Consider the following 17,851-nt stretch of genomic DNA (forward strand, 5'->3'; position numbering starts at 1 on the left):
ACAGCGCGGCTTCTGTGCATTAATCTTCGCCTGATAACCCCCTGCCATCCGGGCGGCAGCGTAACTAACCCGCTGATAATCGCCTGAAATATGCAGGAAACACCCTCTTTAGTGCCAGCAGCGTAGTGAATAAAAAATTATGACCATCGAAATCGAACTAAAGTTCATTGCAACATCACAGGCAGCCGGGAAACTGGCTGAACGACTCTCCACGTTGCCGCACCAGCATCAGGCTGCACGCGAGCTGACTAACATCTATTTCGAAACCGATGATAACCAGCTGCGGCGCTGGGATATGGGATTACGCATCCGTGGCGTCGATCAGCGTTATGAGATGACGCTGAAAGCGGCGGGCCAGACGCTCGGCGGACTGCATCAGCGCCCGGAATATAATGTTGAGCTCAGCGAGCCGGTGCTGGACATCGCGCGCCTGCCCGGGGCGATCTGGCCAGAGGGCACCGATGTCGCGGCGCTGCAGCAGCGTCTGCAGCCGCTGTTCACGACCCATTTTCAGCGCGAAGTCTGGCTGGTCACCACCGGCAACAGTGAAATCGAAGTCGCCTTTGATCAGGGCGAGGTGACGGCGGGCGAGCTGAGCGAACCGCTGTGTGAGATCGAACTGGAGCTGAAACGCGGCGAACGCCAGGATCTGCTGGCATTTGCTCAGGAGCTGGTGGCGCTGGGTGGTCTGCGCATGGGCAGCCTGAGCAAGGCCGCCCGTGGCTATCAGCTGGCGCAGGGCAATCCGCCACGTCAGAGAGTGGCGTTTCCGCTGCTGAAAGCGGGAGCCAAAGCCACCATCGAGCAGGGCATGATCGCCGCAATGTCAGCCGGTCTCCAGCACTGGCAGTATCATGAAGAGGTCTGGCTGCGCGGGAATGCGGCGGCGCAGGATGCGGTACGTGAAGCCCTGGACCTGCTGCGTCAGGCGTTCAGCCTGTTTGGCGCGCTGGTGCCACGCAAAGCCAGCAGCGCGCTGCGTCAGCAGCTGACCACACTGGAAGAGACGCTGGTTAACGAAGAGCAGGAAGCAGCCTCGTTCTGCTTATCCTCCCTGTCGGTGGAGACGCAGCTGGCGCTGACGCACTGGCTGGCTGAATCGCAGTGGCGTCAGTGGGTCGACGCCAAAGGCGAGGCCAAGCTGCAGGGATCGTTCAAACGCTTCAGCGATATCATGCTCAGTCGCGTTAATGCCGATCTGCGTGAGACCTTCGTTACGGTCAGACAGCCAAACGAATATCAGGATAAAGCTACCCGGCTGGCGCGTCAGCTGCTGACGGTGCATCTGCTGGCCGGATCCTATCCCACCGAAACCGTGATGGCCTGGCTCGAACCCTGGCAGCAGCTCCTTTCCGCCATCCACGAGAAGCAGTCATCTGGTTTAGCCTGGCTGGCGACACAGGCGCTGAAACAGTCACCATTCTGGCTCACCAGCGGCGCTGGCCGCTGACGGGCATCCGTTTTGCCATCTAAGGAGGGAGTTATGTTGTCAGCACTTCCCGCGTTGCTTCGCGACCAGGCTGAAAAGGCCGCCCGGCTGCTTGGTGTTCCACTGAATTCGCTCAGCCCTGAACAGGCCGCCGGGCTGGCGTTCAGCGATTTTGTTCTGGAAAACCTGCAACAACATCCCGACTGGTGGCAGACGATGCGGGACCAGCCGCCTCAGCCCGACGAATGGCAGCACTATTCCGGGTGGCTGAATGAGGCCCTGAGCGGTATCGACAGCGAAGCGAGTCTGATGCGGGAGCTGCGGCTGTTCCGCCGCCGGATGCTGGTGCGCATCGCGTGGATGCAGGCGCTGCGGCACGCGACCACCGAACAGAGCCTGCAGCAGCTCAGCCTGTTAGCCGAAGTGCTGATTAGCCGGGCGCGCGACTGGGTCTGGCAGGCGTGCTGTCAGGACTTTGGCACGCCCTGTAATGCAGAGGGGGAGCCGCAGCCGATGCTGATCCTGGGCATGGGCAAGCTGGGTGGGGGGGAACTCAACTTCTCGTCTGACATCGACCTGATTTTTGCCTGGCCGGAGAATGGCACCACGCGCGGCGGACGGCGTGAGCTGGACAATGCTCAGTTCTTCACCCGCATGGGGCAGCGGCTGATCAGGGTGCTGGATCAGCCTACGATGGATGGTTTTGTCTATCGGGTGGATATGCGGCTGCGGCCGTTCGGCGACAGCGGCCCGCTGGTGATGAGCTTTGCCGCGCTGGAAGATTACTATCAGGAGCAGGGTCGTGACTGGGAGCGCTACGCGATGGTGAAGGCGCGCCTGATGGGGGACAATCACGACCGCTGGAGTCTGGAGCTGCAGCAGATGCTGCGGCCCTTTGTTTATCGCCGCTATATCGACTTCAGCGTGATCCAGTCGCTGCGTAATATGAAAGGGATGATCAGCCGTGAAGTGCGGCGACGGGGACTGAAAAACAATATCAAACTGGGCGCGGGCGGCATCCGTGAAACCGAGTTTATCGTGCAGGTCTTCCAGCTGATCCGTGGTGGACGTGAGCGTTCACTTCAGTTGCGTGCGCTGCTGCCGACGCTGGAGGCGATCAAAACCCTGGCGCTGCTGCCCGCAGAACAGGTCGATGCGCTGCGGGAAGCCTATCTCTTCCTGCGGCGGCTGGAAAATCTGCTGCAAAGTCTGGGTGACGAACAGACGCAGACCCTGCCAGAAGATGAACTGCATCGCGCACGGCTGGCGTGGGCGATGGAGTGCCCCGACTGGGCGGCGCTGATGACAGAGCTCGACAGCCAGATGGCGGCGGTGCGGGCCATCTTTGATGAGCTGATTGGCGAAGACACGCCCGATATCGACGATCAGCGTGAGCTGGCAGAGTTTCAGGTGCTGTGGCAGGACCAGCTGGAGGATAACGAACTGGCCCCGCTGGTGCCGCAGTTCAGCGACGAAAACCGTCAGACGCTGCACCAGACGCTGGAGGCGTTTCGTCAGGATATCAACCGGCGCACCATCGGACCGCGTGGCCGTCAGGCGCTGGATCAGCTGATGCCGCGCCTGCTGAGCGAAGTCTGTCCGCGTGACGATGCGGCGGTGACGCTCAGCCGCCTGACCCCGCTGCTGCTGGGCGTGCTGACCCGCAGTACCTATCTGGAGCTGCTGACCGAATATCACGGTGCGCTGCGCCATCTGATTCGCCTGTGCGCCGCCTCCCCGATGGTCGCCAGCCAGCTGGCCCGCTACCCGCTGCTGCTGGATGAACTGCTCGATCCGGCCACGCTCTATCAGCCCACCGCCACCGATGCCTATCGCGATGAGCTGCGGCAGTATCTGCTGCGCATCCCCACCGAGGATGAAGAACAGCAGCTGGAAGCGGTAAGGCAGTTTAAGCAGGCGCAGCATCTGCGTATCGCGGCTGCCGACATCGCCGGCACGCTGCCGGTGATGAAAGTCAGCGATCACCTCACCTGGCTGGCGGAAGCGATTATCGAATCCGTGGTGCGCCAGGCGTGGCATATGATGGTGCAGCGCTACGGTCGTCCTTCTCATCTGATCAATGAACATGAGCGCGGATTCGCGGTGCTGGGCTACGGAAAGCTGGGAGGCTGGGAGCTGGGCTACAGTTCCGACCTCGATCTGGTCTTCCTGCACGACTGTCCGGCCGATGCCGTCACCGACGGGGAGCGCAGCATCGATGGCCGTCAGTTCTATCTGCGCCTCGCCCAGCGCATCATGCATCTGTTCAGTACCCGCACCTCGTCCGGGATTCTTTATGAGGTTGATGCGCGGCTGCGTCCTTCCGGCGCGGCGGGCATGCTGGTCAGTACCTTTGAGGCGTTTGAGGAGTATCAGCGCAGTGAAGCCTGGACCTGGGAGCATCAGGCGCTGGTCCGCGCGCGCGTGGTCTTTGGCGAAGCGGCACTGAGCGAGCGCTTCAACGCGATTCGTCTGGCGATCCTGTCGCTGCCGCGTGCCGCCGGGATCCTGCAGACCGAAGTGCGCGAGATGCGAGAAAAGATGCGCGCTCACCTCAGCAACAAACACAAAGGGCGCTGGGATATTAAAGCCGACGAAGGCGGCATCACGGATATTGAATTCATCGCCCAATATCTTGTCTTACGCTACGCCGCCGATCAGCCAGCGCTGACGCGCTGGTCTGATAACGTGCGCATTTTCGAGCTGATGGCGAAGTTTCAAAAAATGCCTGCCGATGAGGCGCAGGCCCTGACGCAGGCGTATGTGACGTTGCGCGACGCACTGCATCATCGCGCCCTGCAGGAGCTGCCTGGCCACGTTGAGCCAGAGGCGTTTGCAGCGGAGCGGCAGACGGTGCTGAACAGCTGGCAACGCTGGCTGGTCGCGCCGTCTTCTATCCTGGCGTGATGCTGATAGCACCATTCGCAACTGTGCTATCATCCGCGCACTATTTTTAATGCAGTCTGGAGTGTCTGGAATGAAAGTGACTCTGCCCGCGTTCGGCCAAGCCTCAGTGCTGGTTGTTGGCGATGTAATGTTGGATCGTTACTGGTATGGCCCAACCAGCCGTATCTCCCCTGAAGCACCGGTTCCGGTGGTGAAGGTGGACACGGTTGAAGAGCGTCCTGGCGGGGCGGCAAACGTGGCGATGAACATTGCAGCACTCGGTGCCGCGTCACGCCTGATTGGCCTGACCGGTGAAGATGATGCGGCGCGCGTGCTGAGTAACACGCTGAAAGACGTTAACGTTCACTGTGACTTCGTTGCGGTAAAAAGCCATCCGACGATCACCAAACTGCGCGTACTCTCCCGCAATCAGCAGCTGATCCGCCTCGATTTTGAAGAGGGTTTCGAACAGGTTGATCCGGAGCCGATTCATCAGAAGATGCGTGAGTCTCTGGCGGCAGCGGGTGCGCTGGTGCTCTCCGATTATGCCAAAGGCGCACTGAGCAGCGTGCAGACCATGATTACCCTGGCACGCGAAGCGAAGGTGCCGGTCCTGATCGATCCGAAAGGCACCGATTTCGCCCGCTACCGGGGCGCAACGCTGCTGACGCCGAATCTCTCTGAGTTCGAGGCCGTTGTCGGCAAATGCAAAAGCGAAGAGGAGATTGTGGCGCGCGGGATGCAGCTGATTGCTGATTTCGACCTCGCTGCGCTGCTGGTCACCCGCTCCGAAAATGGCATGACGCTGCTGCAGCCGGGCAAAGCGCCGTTACATCTGCCGACTCAGGCGCAGGAAGTGTATGACGTGACCGGCGCCGGAGATACGGTCATTGGCGTACTGGCGGCAGCGCTGGCGGCGGGTGACTCGCTGGAAGAGGCCTGTTTCCTTGCCAATGCCGCCGCCGGTGTGGTGGTGGGTAAACTGGGTACGTCGACCGTCAGCACCGTCGAGCTGGAGAATGCGATCCATGCCCGTCCGGAGCAGGGCTTTGGCATCATGACAGAAGCGCAGCTGAAAGCCGCCGTCGAGATGGCCCGCCGCCGTGGCGAGAAAGTGGTGATGACCAATGGCGTTTTCGACATCCTGCACGCCGGGCATGTCTCCTACCTCGCCAACGCCCGCAAGCTGGGCGACCGGCTGATCGTCGCGGTCAACAGCGATGCCTCGACAAAACGTCTGAAAGGGGAGAGTCGCCCGGTCAATCCACAGGAAAACCGGATGATCGTGCTCGGCGCGCTGGAGGCGGTCGACTGGGTTGTGGTGTTTGAAGAGGACACCCCGCAGCGCCTGATTGCCTCCATTCTGCCGGACCTGCTGGTAAAAGGCGGGGATTACAAGCCGGAAGATATCGCTGGCAGCAAAGAAGTGTGGGCAAATGGCGGTGATGTGCAGGTACTGAACTTTGAAGACGGTATCTCCACCACCAACATTATCAAAACCATTCGCGGCAGTTGAAGCAACGACTGAGCGGGAGCCGCCAGGCTCCCGCCTGAGCACTTATTCTGACTTGTTTTCCGGCACAGGTTTTACCACGTCGGCAACCGGTGGCGGAGAGACCGCAGGTGAGGTCGCTACCGCAGCCGCCGGGGTCACGGGGGTGGCTGTAGCGGCCGGAGCGGCTGCCGCTGGCGGCGTACCGGCTGAGGAGCCCTGGCTTTCCAGCTGAGCCAGGCGCTGCTCCAGCGCCGCCAGCTTCTCCCGCGTACGCAGCAAGACCTGGGTCTGCACATCAAACTCTTCACGGTTGACCAGATCCATTCGGGTCAGCTGCGCCTGAAGAACCTGACGAATTTTCTTTTCGACATCATCCCCAAACTCACGCACACCTTTAGGCATCGCGTCGTGAACCTGACGGGCAAGTTGTTCAATTTTTTTCGTGTCGATCATGATGATTTCCTGGTTACGGGGAGCTGTGTCAGCGTGTTTACCAACGTAATAAGTGTTAAGTGTAATGCCAGAAATGAAAAGGATAAACCTCAAATCCGTAACGCAGAAAATGCAAAAGCAATTGCGCTATTGACGATTGCCGCTTCAGACATTCAGCGTTATAGTTGAACTGCTTATTCTCAGGGCGGGGCGCAATTCCCCACCGGCGGTAAATCAGCTTCGGCTGAAAGCCCGCGAGCGCTTTATCTCGCTGAAAAGAGGGGTAAAGGTCAGCAGATCCGGTGTAATTCCGGGGCCGACGGTTACAGTCCGGATGGGAGAGGGTAACGACATCTGTCGGACAATTGTGTCTGCTTCACGTTATTGCCACGTCTTTTTGACGTCACTCCTAAGCACGCCCTGATTCTGGTAACCCATACATATTAAGGTTTTTATTACCATGAATCAGACGCTACTTTCTGAATTTGGCACGCCTGAACAGCGTGTAGAACGTGCTATCGCCGCCCTGCGTGAGGGACGCGGTGTGATGGTACTCGACGATGAAAATCGTGAAAACGAAGGCGACATGATCTTCGCCGCAGAAACCATGACCGTTGAACAGATGGCACTGACGATTCGTCATGGCAGCGGCATCGTCTGCCTTTGCCTGACGGAAGAGCGTCGCCAGCAGCTTGATCTGCCGATGATGGTGGAGAACAACACCAGCTCCTTTGGCACCGGCTTCACTGTGACCATCGAAGCGGCAGAGGGCGTCACGACCGGCGTTTCCGCGCAGGATCGCATCACCACCATCCGCACGGCGATTGCCGATGATGCAAAGCCGGCCGATCTGCATCGTCCTGGTCACGTCTTCCCGCTGCGCGCCAGCGAAGGTGGGGTCCTGACCCGTGGCGGCCACACAGAAGCGACCATCGATCTGGTCACGCTTGCAGGCTTTAAGCCCGCCGGTGTCCTGTGTGAACTGACTAACGATGACGGCACTATGGCGCATGCGCCTGAAGCGATTGCGTTTGCCCGTCAGCATGAGATGCCGGTCGTTACGATCGAAGATCTGATCGCCTGGCGTCGCACGCACGAAACACGCCACGCCAGCTGATTACCCGGCTGCAATAAAACAGGCCTGCGGGCCTGTTTTTGTTTCTGCAGCACACGCCTGTCGCGCTTTCCTCCTCTTCCTGCTGTCCGCCGCCTGGTTAACAATATCGCGCTTTTCATTCAAATTTCCTGACGATCTTCATCATGCTTATCCGCGTGATCCCGTCATAAATGCGCGTATCGTAGTGAGCATAAAACAACCGGATCCCGGAGTTCACGAATGAGTCAGTTACGTATGCCAGCGCTGTTTTTGGGTCACGGCAACCCGATGAATGCTCTTGAAGAGAACCGTTACACCGCCGCGTGGCGTCAGGCTGGTGACACGCTGCCACGCCCGCGCGCGATTATTGCGGTTTCGGCGCACTGGTATACGCGCGGCACCGCCGTCACCGCCATGGCGCAGCCGAAAACCATTCATGATTTCGGGGGATTTCCCCAGGCGCTGTTTGATACGCGCTATCCGGCACCCGGATCGCCGGCGCTGGCGCAGCAGCTGGTGGAACAGTTAGCGCCGGTGGCGGTGAAGCTGGATCATGAATGGGGACTGGATCATGGCACCTGGGGCGTCCTGATAAAGATGTATCCGGATGCCGATATTCCGGTGGTGCAGCTCAGTATCGATGGTACCCAACCCGCCGCATGGCATTTTGAGATGGGGCGAAAACTGGCTGCGCTGCGCGATCAGGGCGTAATGATTGTCGCCAGCGGCAACGTGGTGCACAACCTGCGAAAAGCGCACTGGAACGGCAGCAAAGATATCTATCCCTGGGCCAGCGGCTTTGAACAGTTCGTTCGCGATAACCTGGCGGTGCAGAGCGATGCCGCGTCACATCCGCTGGTGAACTTTATGGATCATCCTGACGCCGCGCTCTCCAGCCCGACGCCTGAGCACTATCTGCCGTTGCTCTATGTGCTGGGCGCACGTCAGCCGGATGACGCCATTACCATCCCGGTTGACGGGATAGAGATGGGGGCCATCAGCATGCTGTCGGTTCAGGTCGGTTAAGCAGAGAATCGTGAGCAGGGACAGAAGCGGAAAACGCCCTGCGGCCTGAAGAGCACGCCTGGCGTTTCTGAACCACATCGCACGCGTACCCACCCAGGGCTGAGTAGGCGCGGGCAGGCGTGCCTGAGTTTCTCGGCTTTCCGGGCTGCCGGCACCAGCCCGTATTTACGTTAATCGTGGTGCGTCAGCCGATAAAGGCGTGCGGATAGAAGCGGGAGAGATCCTGTGTGATCAGATCGCGATCCTCACGCAGACCAATACCCGCCGGTTGATCGTCAATCAGCCAGCTGCCGATCAGCGTATAACTGTCGCCAAATTTTGGCAGCGGATGGAACTGCTGGACGATCATTCCCTCTTCGCCATAAGGCCCCTCCACCCGGGCGATCTCCTGACCGTTTTCCACGATGCGGATATTAGCGCCTTCACGGGAAAACAGCGGCTTGACCACATATTTCTCCATCGGCGGAACCTCATCTTCCGCAAACCAGGCGGGCAGCAGGTTAGGGTGATTCGGGAACATCTCCCACAGCATCGGCAGCAAGGCTTTGTTCGAGATAATGCTCTTCCAGGCCGGTTCCAGCCAGCGCACGCCAGCATCTCCCAGCTTGGTTGAGAACATCTCGCGCAGCATGAATTCCCACGGATAGAGCTTGAACAGGTTACTGATCACCTGATCCTGAGCGTCGGTAAATTCCCCTTTTTCACCCAGGCCAATCTCATCGATGTAGAGAAACTCACCCGGCAGTCCCGCTTCGCTGGCGCAATCCTGAAGGTACTGCACGGTTCCGCGATCTTCATCGGTGTCGCGGCAGCAGGCGAAGTGCAGCAGGTTAAACCCGTGCTGCTGATGTAAGTCCGCAAAGCGCTCGATCAGCTTCTCCTGCAGGCTGTTAAACTGGTCGCTGCCTGCGGGTAACTGACCCGCGTTGAGCTGATCTTCCAGCCAGAGCCACTGGAAGAAAGCCGCTTCATACAGCGAGGTCGGCGTATCGGCATTGTTTTCCAGCAGTTTGACCTCGCCTTTTCCATCCCAGGCGAGATCGAGGCGCGAGTAGAGCGAAGGCTGGCGCTGACGCCATGAATCGCGCACAAAGTCCCAGGTATGCTTAGGAATGCGGAATTTCATCAGCAGCGCCTCGCTGTTGACCACTTTCTCCACCACCTGCAGGCACATCTGATGCAGTTCAGCGGTCACCTCTTCCAGATGTTCGATCTGCGCCAGCGTGAACTGGTAATAGGCATCTTCACACCAGTAGGGTTCACCATGCATGGTGTGAAAGCGGAAACCGAACTCGGTAGCTTTTTCGCGCCAGCCGGGGCGTTCTGAAATGGCAATGCGTTCCATCGGGGCGTCAGCCTCCCATTGAGCGGCTGGAGGTGCCGGTGGCGCTGCTGCGCTGCATGCTGTTCTGCTTCGCAACGGTTTCACCGAAGCCACCGCGGGTGATGGTCGAGGTGGTTGCCGGTTTCGGGGCCAGCGCCGTTTTCGGTACGGTCATGCTTTTACCTGACGTCGCCGGGCCATAGTTGCGGCCGGACGCATCCACAAACTGACCGTTGGCCGGGCTGCGGGCCGTTTTAGGCGAGAACAGCGGCTGCTGCGCAAAGCCAGAACCACCGCCCATCATACGGCCCATCATGTAACCGGCCATGAGCGGCATCCAGAAGCTGCCGCCACTCTGCTGAGATTCTGCATTAGTGGTGCCCACGCCCGCCTGAGCCGGCGTCTGCTGGCACTGATTCTCACCAAATTCCGCGACGCAGTCTTCACGCGTGGCATATTTTGGCGCGGTGCGTTCGGCCTCTTTTTTGGCCTCATTGAAGGCGGTGGTGCACTGTGCGCTCTGGCCCGGATTGGCTTTGGAACAGTCATCCGCGTTCTGGTACATCGACACCGTTTCATCGTTCTGTTCGCAGCCGGCCAGCATAAAGACAGCCGAAACAGCGAAAGCAACGGGCGTTAAATGGCGTGCCTGCCAGCTCTTACGAAAAGCGGCATAGCGAATAGATTTTGTGCGTTTCATTATGATTATCCTGTGCCCAAAGGTAGGGCATAGAATAGGGGATGGGGGGGTAAAATTGAAGCTGAAGGCCTGATGCAGCAGGGATCTTTACTTAGTTATACGTTCAGCAGAGAGGCGGGCCGCAAAGCAGCCCGCCTGCTGATTAATTACCGAAAGGATTACCGCTGCTGCGACGTGCCGCCTCCGGCGAACTGGTTGCCACAGGGCCATTATCCACGCGTGCGGTCTGCTGCGCGTTTTCCGGCGCCACCGTTTCCGGTGAGGTAGGGATCTCTTTACCCAGCTGGCTGTTCAGTTTCTGCAGGCTCTGCTCATTGAGCGTACCCAGCGCATAACTGATATTCAGCTGGTTGATCAGGTAGCTGTAACGCGCGTCAGAGAGTTGCTGCTTGGCGTTATAGAGCACGGTTGTGGCATCCAGCACATCAACGATAGTACGTGTACCCACCTGATAGCCCGCTTCTGACGCATCCAGAGAGCTTTGTGCAGAGACCACGGCCTGTTTATAAGCATTGATACTGCTGATGGAGGCGTTGACGTTGTTAAACGACTGGCGTACGTTCTGAACCGCTGAACGGTGCGCACTTTCCAGCTGCTCACTGGCGCTGACAAAATTATACTGCGCCTGTTTCACCTGCGAGGTCACGGTGCCGCCGCTGTAAAGAGGCAGAGAGAAGCTCAGGCCAACCTGATTTGAACCGGTGATCGCGTCCGTCGAACCTGAACTCTGGTTCGCACGGCTGCCGCCATATTTGCTGTTCGACAGATTGGTTGAGGCCTTCAGATCCAGCGTAGGCATATGGCCGCTTTCAGCGTAGCGGATCTGCTCGCGCGCCAAGTCCTGGCTCAGACGCGCAGAGAGCAGCGACAGGTTACGGTTCTCGGCTTGCTTAAGCAGAGCGTTGACCGCGTCCGGCTTCTCGGTTTTGAAGCGATCGATGTTCAGCGAAGCCAGTGACAGGTAGTTCATGCCGGTGATCTGACGTAACGTTTCCACGCTATTATCAAGATCGTTTCGCGCGGTCACTTCGTTCGCCAGCACGCTGTCATACTGTGCACGGGCGTTCTGGACGTCGGTGATGGCGACCAGACCCACGTTGAAACGCTGAGTGGTCTGATCCAGTTCGCGATAGATAGACTGTTTCTGCGCTTCAATGTAAGAGAGCGTATCAATGGCTTTCAGCACGTTGAAGTAGGCGGTGGCGGTTTTCTGGATCAGATCCTGCTGTGCCACCTGATAGGTAACATCCTGTATTCCGGCCGTTTTCTCCTGCACCGTCAGCGCACGCCATTTCGACATATCGAAAAGGGTCTGGGTTAATTGCAGTGTGCCGCTGGTGGTATCGGAATGCAGACCGCTGTTATCGCGATAACCGCTGCTATAGGTATAGTCTGCACCCAGGCCGAGCTGGGGTAACAATGAGCCGCGCGATTCGTTAATCTTCTCAAATGCAGAATCGCGATCGGCAGCGGCGCTGCGCAGATCCGGGTTGCTCAGACGCGCTTGCTGGTAAACCTGAAGCAGGTCTTCGGCCTGGCTGGCGAAGCTGAAACCGCCCAGGCTCAGCCCAATAAAAAATGGGAGCAGTTTTTTCATTTGCATTCCTTTTGTTGCAGCAAATTGCAGTGGGTGCGCTGCCGGGTAAGCCAAAAAATTATCGCCGATTCTAGCAGAGGGCAACTGTGAGATAAGTTGGCTGAACGTGCCTTCTCCCTCTAATTTACGTAAATAATTCATAAAGAACCACTTACATGGAGCACGGTGACAGGCTTTTTTCGCTCCATCCCACTCTGCACAAGGAACCTGATGATGTCGGAAGAAAAAAAATCCCCTGTGACTTTTACAAAAAACGATGTAGAAATTATTGCACGCGAAACCCTCTACGACGGTTTTTTTTCCATTGGGCGCTATCGCTTCCGCCACCGCCGGTTTAATGGCGAAATGAGCGGGGAGGTGCAGCGCGAAGTTTTTGAGCGCGGACATGCTGCCGTGCTGCTACCTTATGATCCCTTACGCGACGAAGTGGTGCTGATTGAACAGATCCGCATCCCGGCTTATGACAGCAGTGCGTCACCCTGGCTGCTGGAGATGGTCGCCGGTATCATTGAGCCAGGCGAAACGGTCGAGCAGGTGGCGCGTCGCGAAGCCGTCGAAGAGGCGGGATTAACGGTCGGCCGGATTAAGCCCATGCTGAGCTATCTGGCCAGCCCCGGCGGTACCAGCGAACGTCTGTCGGTGCTGATTGGGGAAGTGGATGCCAGCCAGGCAGAGGGATGCCATGGTCTGGAGGAAGAGAATGAGGATATTCTTGTCCATGTGGTGAGCCGCGAACAGGCTTATCGCTGGGTGGAAGAGGGGATAATCGACAATGCGGCGTCTGTCATCGCCCTGCAATGGCTGGCGTTGCACCATGAAAAACTACGCGAAGAGTGGATACAAAAATGAAACAGCGCTATACCCCTGACTTTCCCGAAATGATGCGGCTCTGCGAAACCAATTTCGCCCAGTTGCGCCGCCTGCTGCCGCGCAACGATGAGGCGGGCGCATCGGTGATCTATCAGGTGAGTGGCGCCCGTTACCAGCTGACGATTCAGGAGTCGACCCGCTACACCACCCTGGTGGAGATCCGCCAGGTTGCGCCTGCCGTCAGTTACTGGAGCCTGCCTTCAATGTCGGTCCGGCTCTATCACGATGCGATGGTCGCCGAAGTGTGTTCAACTCAACAGATCTATCGTTTCAAAGCGCGCTATGATTATCCTAATAAAAAACTGCATCAGCGCGATGAAAAACATCAGATAAACCAGTTTCTCGCAGACTGGCTGCGCTACTGCCTGGCGCATGGCGCGATGGCAGTTCCGGTCTGCTGATGCGTATAATGCGGTAAATGGCGTGGAGACGAAGGAAACGCTTTGGATAGCCTGCTAACTCTTTCTGCGGCGAACGGTTCCGGATTCAGGATTTTACAAATTACGGATACCCACCTGTTCGCGGGAAAACATGAATCGTTGCTTGGGGTAAACACCTGGTCGAGCTACAAAGCGGTACTGGATGCGATTATCGCGCAACAGCGTGACTACGACCTGATCATCGCCACCGGCGATCTCGCCCAGGATCACTCAGCCGAAGCCTATCAGCATTTTGCTGAGGGTATCTCACGTTTGCCCCGGCCCTGCGTCTGGCTGCCCGGCAATCATGATTTTCAGCCCGCGATGGTCGATACGCTGGCCGCCGCCCATATCAATGCCCATAAACAGGTTTTGCTGGGTGAGCAGTGGCAGATTGTCCTGCTCGACAGTCAGGTCCCGGGCGTACCGCATGGGATGCTGAGCGACTATCAGCTGGAGTGGCTCGACAATGCGCTGGGGCGCTTTCCGCAACGGCATACGCTGGTCCTGCTGCATCACCATCCGCTGGCTTCGGGCTGTACCTGGCTCGACCAGCACAGCCTGCGCAATTCCCATCAACTGGACGCCGTACTGCAGCGTTATCCGTTAGCCCGGACGCTGGTCTGCGGGCATATACATCAGGAGCTGGATCTGGCGTGGCAGGGCCGCCGGGTAGTGGCGACCCCTTCAACCTGCGTACAGTTCAAACCGCACTGCACCAGCTTTACTATCGACACCGTGGCACCGGGCTGGCGCTGGTTTACTCTCTATCCGGATGGCCGTCTTGATACCGAGGTCAACCGGCTCGACACCGACGCTTTTCGTCCTGATTTAGACTCAGAAGGATACTGACGCGTGGCGGCTTTGCTCTATCTGCACGGGTTCAACAGTTCGCCCCGGTCGGCGAAGGCAACGCAGTTCCGGCAATGGCTGGAGGCACAGCATCCGGCGATCGAGATGATCGTTCCCCAGTTGCCCACTTTCCCGGCCGATGCCGCCGCAATGCTGGAGGACCTGGTGCTGAGTCGCAGTGGTGAAACCCTGGGACTGGTCGGCTCGTCGCTGGGCGGCTACTACGCCACCTGGCTGTCGCAATGTTTTATGCTGCCAGCGGTGGTCGTCAATCCTGCGGTGCGGCCGTTCGAGCTGCTGACAGATTTCCTGGGCGAAAATCAGAATCCCTACACCGGCCAGCAATATGTGTTAGAGTCTCGCCACATTTACGATCTCAAAGTAATGCAGATTGAACCGCTGGAAGCGCCCGATTTACTCTGGCTGCTGCAACAGACCGGCGATGAAGTTCTCGATTACCGTCAGGCACTCGACTATTACAGCGCGTGCCGGCACACGGTAGAAGAGGGCGGAAATCATGCATTTACTGGATTCGAGCGCCATTTCCCGCAGATTCTGGACTTTCTTGGTCTGAATCATCCCTGAGTAACGCGGAAATCGCACCCCATTTTATCTTTCTAATCAGACATTTACGATGAGTCAATCGAACTATAACGCGGATGCCATTGAGGTCCTGACTGGCCTTGAGCCTGTTCGCCGTCGCCCGGGGATGTACACCGATACGACGCGGCCCAACCATTTGGGTCAGGAAGTGATTGATAACAGCGTCGATGAGGCGCTGGGCGGCCACGCGAAGCGGGTTGAAGTGATTCTGCACGCTGACCAGTCGCTGGAAGTTATTGATGATGGTCGCGGCATGCCGGTGGATATTCATCCGGAAGAGGGCGTGCCTGCGGTCGAACTGATCCTGTGTCGTCTGCACGCGGGCGGCAAATTCTCCAATAAAAACTATCAGTTCTCAGGCGGCCTGCACGGTGTCGGGATTTCTGTGGTTAACGCCCTGTCAAAACGTGTTGAAGTCACGGTGCGTCGTAACGGCGAAATCTATGACATGGCGTTTGAAAATGGCGACAAGGTGCAGGATCTTACCGTCACCGGCACTGTGGCGAAACGCAACACCGGCACCCGCGTCCATTTCTGGCCGGATGAGAGTTTCTTCGACAGCCCGCGCTTCTCTGTGTCGCGCCTCTCGCATCTGCTGAAAGCCAAAGCGGTACTCTGTCCGGGCGTGGAAATTGTCTTTAAAGACAAGCTGAACAATACCGAACAGACCTGGTGCTACCAGGATGGTCTGACCGACTATCTCTCGGAAGCCGTCAATGGCCTGCCAACGCTGCCGGAAAAACCTTTTGTCGGCAGCTTTGCCGGGGATGTGGAAGCGGTAGACTGGGCGCTGCTGTGGCTGCCGGAAGGTGGCGAGTTACTGACCGAAAGCTACGTTAACCTGATCCCGACGATGCAGGGCGGTACCCATGTTAACGGTCTGCGTCAGGGGCTGCTGGACGCGATGCGCGAGTTCTGCGAATACCGCAATATTCTGCCGCGTGGCGTAAAACTCTCTGCGGAAGATATCTGGGATCGCTGCGCCTATGTGCTGTCGGTGAAGATGCAGGATCCGCAGTTTGCCGGACAGACCAAAGAGCGTCTCTCTTCACGTCAGTGCGCCGCCTTTGTCTCTGGCGTGGTGAAAGATGCCTTCAGCCTGTGGCTGAACCAGAATATTCAGACTGCAGAACTGCTGGCGGAACTGGCCATCTCCAGCGCCCAGCGCCGTATGCGGGCCGCCAAAAAGGTGGTGCGTAAAAAGCTGACCAGCGGACCGGCTCTGCCGGGTAAGCTGGCGGACTGTACCGCGCAGGATCTGAATAAAACAGAACTCTTCCTGGTGGAAGGGGACTCCGCAGGTGGATCGGCCAAACAGGCGCGCGATCGCGAGTATCAGGCGATCATGCCGCTTAAAGGCAAGATCCTGAACACCTGGGAAGTCTCGTCCGATGAAGTGCTGGCGTCGCAGGAGGTGCATGATATCTCGGTGGCGATCGGCATTGACCCGGACAGCGAAGATCTGTCACAGCTGCGCTACGGCAAAATCTGCATTCTGGCAGATGCGGACTCGGATGGTCTGCACATCGCCACGCTGCTCTGCGCGCTGTTCGTGAAACATTTCCGCTCGCTGGTGGTGGGTGGACACGTCTATGTCGCGATGCCGCCGCTCTACCGTATTGACCTCGGTAAAGAGGTCTACTACGCGCTGGATGAAGATGAGAAAGAGGGCGTGCTGGAGCAGCTGAAACGCAAGAAGGGCAAACCCAACGTCCAGCGTTTTAAAGGACTGGGCGAGATGAACCCGATGCAGCTGCGTGAAACCACGCTGGATCCAAACACCCGTCGCCTGGTGCAGCTGACGATCAGCGATGAAGATGTCGATCAGACGCTGCGCATCATGGATATGCTGCTGGCGAAAAAACGGTCCGAGGACCGGCGTAACTGGCTGCAGGAAAAAGGCGATACCGCCGATATCGAAGTGTAAAAAAACAGGACGCGCAAGCGTCCTGTTCGCTTTATGACGCCGGCATGATCTACCCGGAGCCTCTTTCGCCGCACCGGGCAGGTTTCAGTGAGCAGAGACAGTAACTATTGTGAAAATTACGCTGGAAGAGTTACGCGCCTGGGTCGCGGTGGTGGACAGCGGGTCGATTACGGCGGCTGCCGCCCAGCTGGCGCAGACCAGTTCGGGCATCAGTCGCGCTCTGTCGCGGCTGGAGAGCAAGCTGCAGACGACGCTGCTGCATCGTACCACCCGGCGGCTGGCGCTGACGGAAGAGGGTCAGGTATTTCTGACGCATGCGCGCCAGATCCTGGCCTCGGTTGAGCAGGCGGAAGAGCAGATCGCACAGCGACGGGAGGTTCCCTCCGGACGGCTGCGGGTCAACGCCGCCACCCCCTTTATGCTGCATGTGATTGTGCCGCTGGTGGATGCGTTCCGCGCCCGCTATCCGCTGATCCAGCTTGAACTCAATACCGACGATATTCTGATCGATCTGCTGGAGCAGCAGACCGACATTGCCATTCGCATCGGCGAACTGCGCGACTCCACGCTGCATGCCCGGATGCTGGGCAGCAGTGCGATCCGGCTGATGGCCAGTCCGGCCTACCTGGCGAAAGCGGGCACCCCGCAGAGCATTGCGGATCTGGCCCGGCATCAGACCATCGGCTTCAGCTATCCCGATACCCTTAACGTCTGGCCCCTCTGGCAGTCGGAAGGCAATTTTATGCGCTTCAGACCGACGATCGCGGCCTCCAGCGGCGAAACCATCCGGCAGCTGGCGCTGGCGGGACAGGGGATCGCGCGCCTCTCTGACTTCGTCAGCCGGGAAGATTGCGTGGCAGGACGGCTGGTGCCGGTGCTCCCCGCTGAAACCCGCGATCTGCGGTTGCCGGTTCATGCCGTTTACTACCGCAACACCACGCTCTCTTCCCGTATCGCCTGCTTCCTGGACTTTCTCCGCAGCGAGATCGATCGGCGTCAGCTGCTCTGAACCGGGCAGTCAGAAAGAAAAAACCCCTGTCACAGGACAGGGGTTGAGTGATGCGGGTCAGGCCAGGTTTGCTTTCTGATCCTGCCTGCTCAGAGAGCAGCGTCAGGTTCAGCTGAGGCGTTGCTCTCAGTAACGCCTGGGTGTGAATCTGTCAGCCTTTGACCAGTGACGGGAGCATCAGTTATC

At 58.3% G+C, this 17,851-nt stretch carries 15 protein-coding genes and 1 riboswitch; of the genes, 11 read left to right on the plus strand and 4 right to left on the minus strand.

Features of this window, described 5'->3' with window-relative positions:
• Positions 1-139: 139 nt before the first annotated feature.
• The 3 genes from ACNY69_RS11575 to hldE all read left to right on the plus strand — a co-directional run bounded on the left by ACNY69_RS11575 (position 140) and on the right by hldE (position 5,831).
• Positions 140-1,450, plus strand: coding sequence for a CYTH domain-containing protein (locus ACNY69_RS11575; protein WP_293774524.1), 1,311 nt, complete (start codon positions 140-142; stop codon positions 1,448-1,450).
• A 33-nt stretch (positions 1,451-1,483) separates the two neighbouring features.
• The gene (glnE, locus tag ACNY69_RS11580) at positions 1,484-4,336 is read left to right on the plus strand and encodes a bifunctional [glutamate--ammonia ligase]-adenylyl-L-tyrosine phosphorylase/[glutamate--ammonia-ligase] adenylyltransferase (protein WP_418798418.1); all 2,853 of its coding nucleotides are present in this window, start codon (positions 1,484-1,486) and stop codon (positions 4,334-4,336) included.
• A 70-nt stretch (positions 4,337-4,406) separates the two neighbouring features.
• Positions 4,407-5,831, plus strand: coding sequence for a bifunctional D-glycero-beta-D-manno-heptose-7-phosphate kinase/D-glycero-beta-D-manno-heptose 1-phosphate adenylyltransferase HldE (hldE, locus tag ACNY69_RS11585; RefSeq protein WP_111139903.1), 1,425 nt, complete (start codon positions 4,407-4,409; stop codon positions 5,829-5,831).
• 42 nt (positions 5,832-5,873) lie between these two features.
• Here the strand turns inward: hldE and ubiK are convergent, their stop codons facing one another.
• The gene (ubiK, locus tag ACNY69_RS11590) at positions 5,874-6,263 is read right to left on the minus strand and encodes a ubiquinone biosynthesis accessory factor UbiK (protein WP_293774528.1); all 390 of its coding nucleotides are present in this window, start codon (positions 6,261-6,263) and stop codon (positions 5,874-5,876) included.
• 171 nt (positions 6,264-6,434) lie between these two features.
• Positions 6,435-6,592: riboswitch (FMN riboswitch) on the plus strand.
• A gap of 110 nt (positions 6,593-6,702) precedes the next feature.
• On the opposite strand from ubiK, the gene ribB reads away from it, so the two are divergent.
• Complete coding sequence (gene ribB, locus ACNY69_RS11595) at positions 6,703-7,359, plus strand: 3,4-dihydroxy-2-butanone-4-phosphate synthase (protein ID WP_111139901.1); 657 nt, start codon at positions 6,703-6,705, stop codon at positions 7,357-7,359.
• 219 nt (positions 7,360-7,578) lie between these two features.
• Complete coding sequence (ygiD, locus tag ACNY69_RS11600) at positions 7,579-8,364, plus strand: 4,5-DOPA-extradiol-dioxygenase (protein ID WP_111139900.1); 786 nt, start codon at positions 7,579-7,581, stop codon at positions 8,362-8,364.
• Positions 8,365-8,548: 184 nt separating this feature from the next.
• On the opposite strand, the gene ACNY69_RS11605 is transcribed toward ygiD, so the two are convergent.
• The 3 genes from ACNY69_RS11605 to tolC form a co-directional block, all read right to left on the minus strand.
• Positions 8,549-9,709 (minus strand): glutathionylspermidine synthase family protein, encoded by a 1,161-nt coding sequence (locus tag ACNY69_RS11605; protein ID WP_111139899.1) that lies wholly within the window; start codon positions 9,707-9,709, stop codon positions 8,549-8,551.
• Between the two features lie 7 nt (positions 9,710-9,716).
• The gene (locus tag ACNY69_RS11610) at positions 9,717-10,388 is read right to left on the minus strand and encodes a DUF1190 family protein (RefSeq protein ID WP_111139898.1); all 672 of its coding nucleotides are present in this window, start codon (positions 10,386-10,388) and stop codon (positions 9,717-9,719) included.
• A gap of 142 nt (positions 10,389-10,530) precedes the next feature.
• Positions 10,531-11,985 (minus strand): outer membrane channel protein TolC, encoded by a 1,455-nt coding sequence (gene tolC, locus ACNY69_RS11615; protein ID WP_293774534.1) that lies wholly within the window; start codon positions 11,983-11,985, stop codon positions 10,531-10,533.
• Positions 11,986-12,198: 213 nt separating this feature from the next.
• Between tolC and nudF the strand changes: the two genes are divergently transcribed.
• From nudF to ACNY69_RS11645, 6 genes are all read left to right on the plus strand, one after another.
• Positions 12,199-12,834 (plus strand): ADP-ribose diphosphatase, encoded by a 636-nt coding sequence (gene nudF, locus ACNY69_RS11620; RefSeq protein ID WP_111139896.1) that lies wholly within the window; start codon positions 12,199-12,201, stop codon positions 12,832-12,834.
• Positions 12,831-13,256, plus strand: coding sequence for a DUF1249 family protein (locus tag ACNY69_RS11625; protein WP_111139895.1), 426 nt, complete (start codon positions 12,831-12,833; stop codon positions 13,254-13,256). Before nudF ends, ACNY69_RS11625 begins: the two co-directional genes overlap by 4 nt.
• A gap of 42 nt (positions 13,257-13,298) precedes the next feature.
• Entirely contained in the window at positions 13,299-14,126 is an 828-nt protein-coding gene (cpdA, locus tag ACNY69_RS11630) for a 3',5'-cyclic-AMP phosphodiesterase (RefSeq protein ID WP_111139894.1), read from the plus strand.
• A 3-nt stretch (positions 14,127-14,129) separates the two neighbouring features.
• Positions 14,130-14,711 carry an esterase YqiA gene (yqiA, locus tag ACNY69_RS11635; protein WP_293774537.1) on the plus strand — a complete coding sequence of 194 codons (582 nt, stop codon included), beginning with the start codon at positions 14,130-14,132 and terminating at the stop codon, positions 14,709-14,711.
• Between the two features lie 49 nt (positions 14,712-14,760).
• Positions 14,761-16,656, plus strand: coding sequence for a DNA topoisomerase IV subunit B (gene parE / locus ACNY69_RS11640; protein ID WP_111139892.1), 1,896 nt, complete (start codon positions 14,761-14,763; stop codon positions 16,654-16,656).
• Positions 16,657-16,765: 109 nt separating this feature from the next.
• Positions 16,766-17,665, plus strand: a complete 900-nt coding sequence (locus ACNY69_RS11645) for a LysR substrate-binding domain-containing protein (protein ID WP_293774539.1) — start codon at positions 16,766-16,768, stop codon at positions 17,663-17,665.
• Positions 17,666-17,851: the final 186 nt, after the last annotated feature.

It is taken from the genome of Pantoea graminicola, from assembly GCF_048452665.1.
Lineage (GTDB): Bacteria > Pseudomonadota > Gammaproteobacteria > Enterobacterales > Enterobacteriaceae > Pantoea.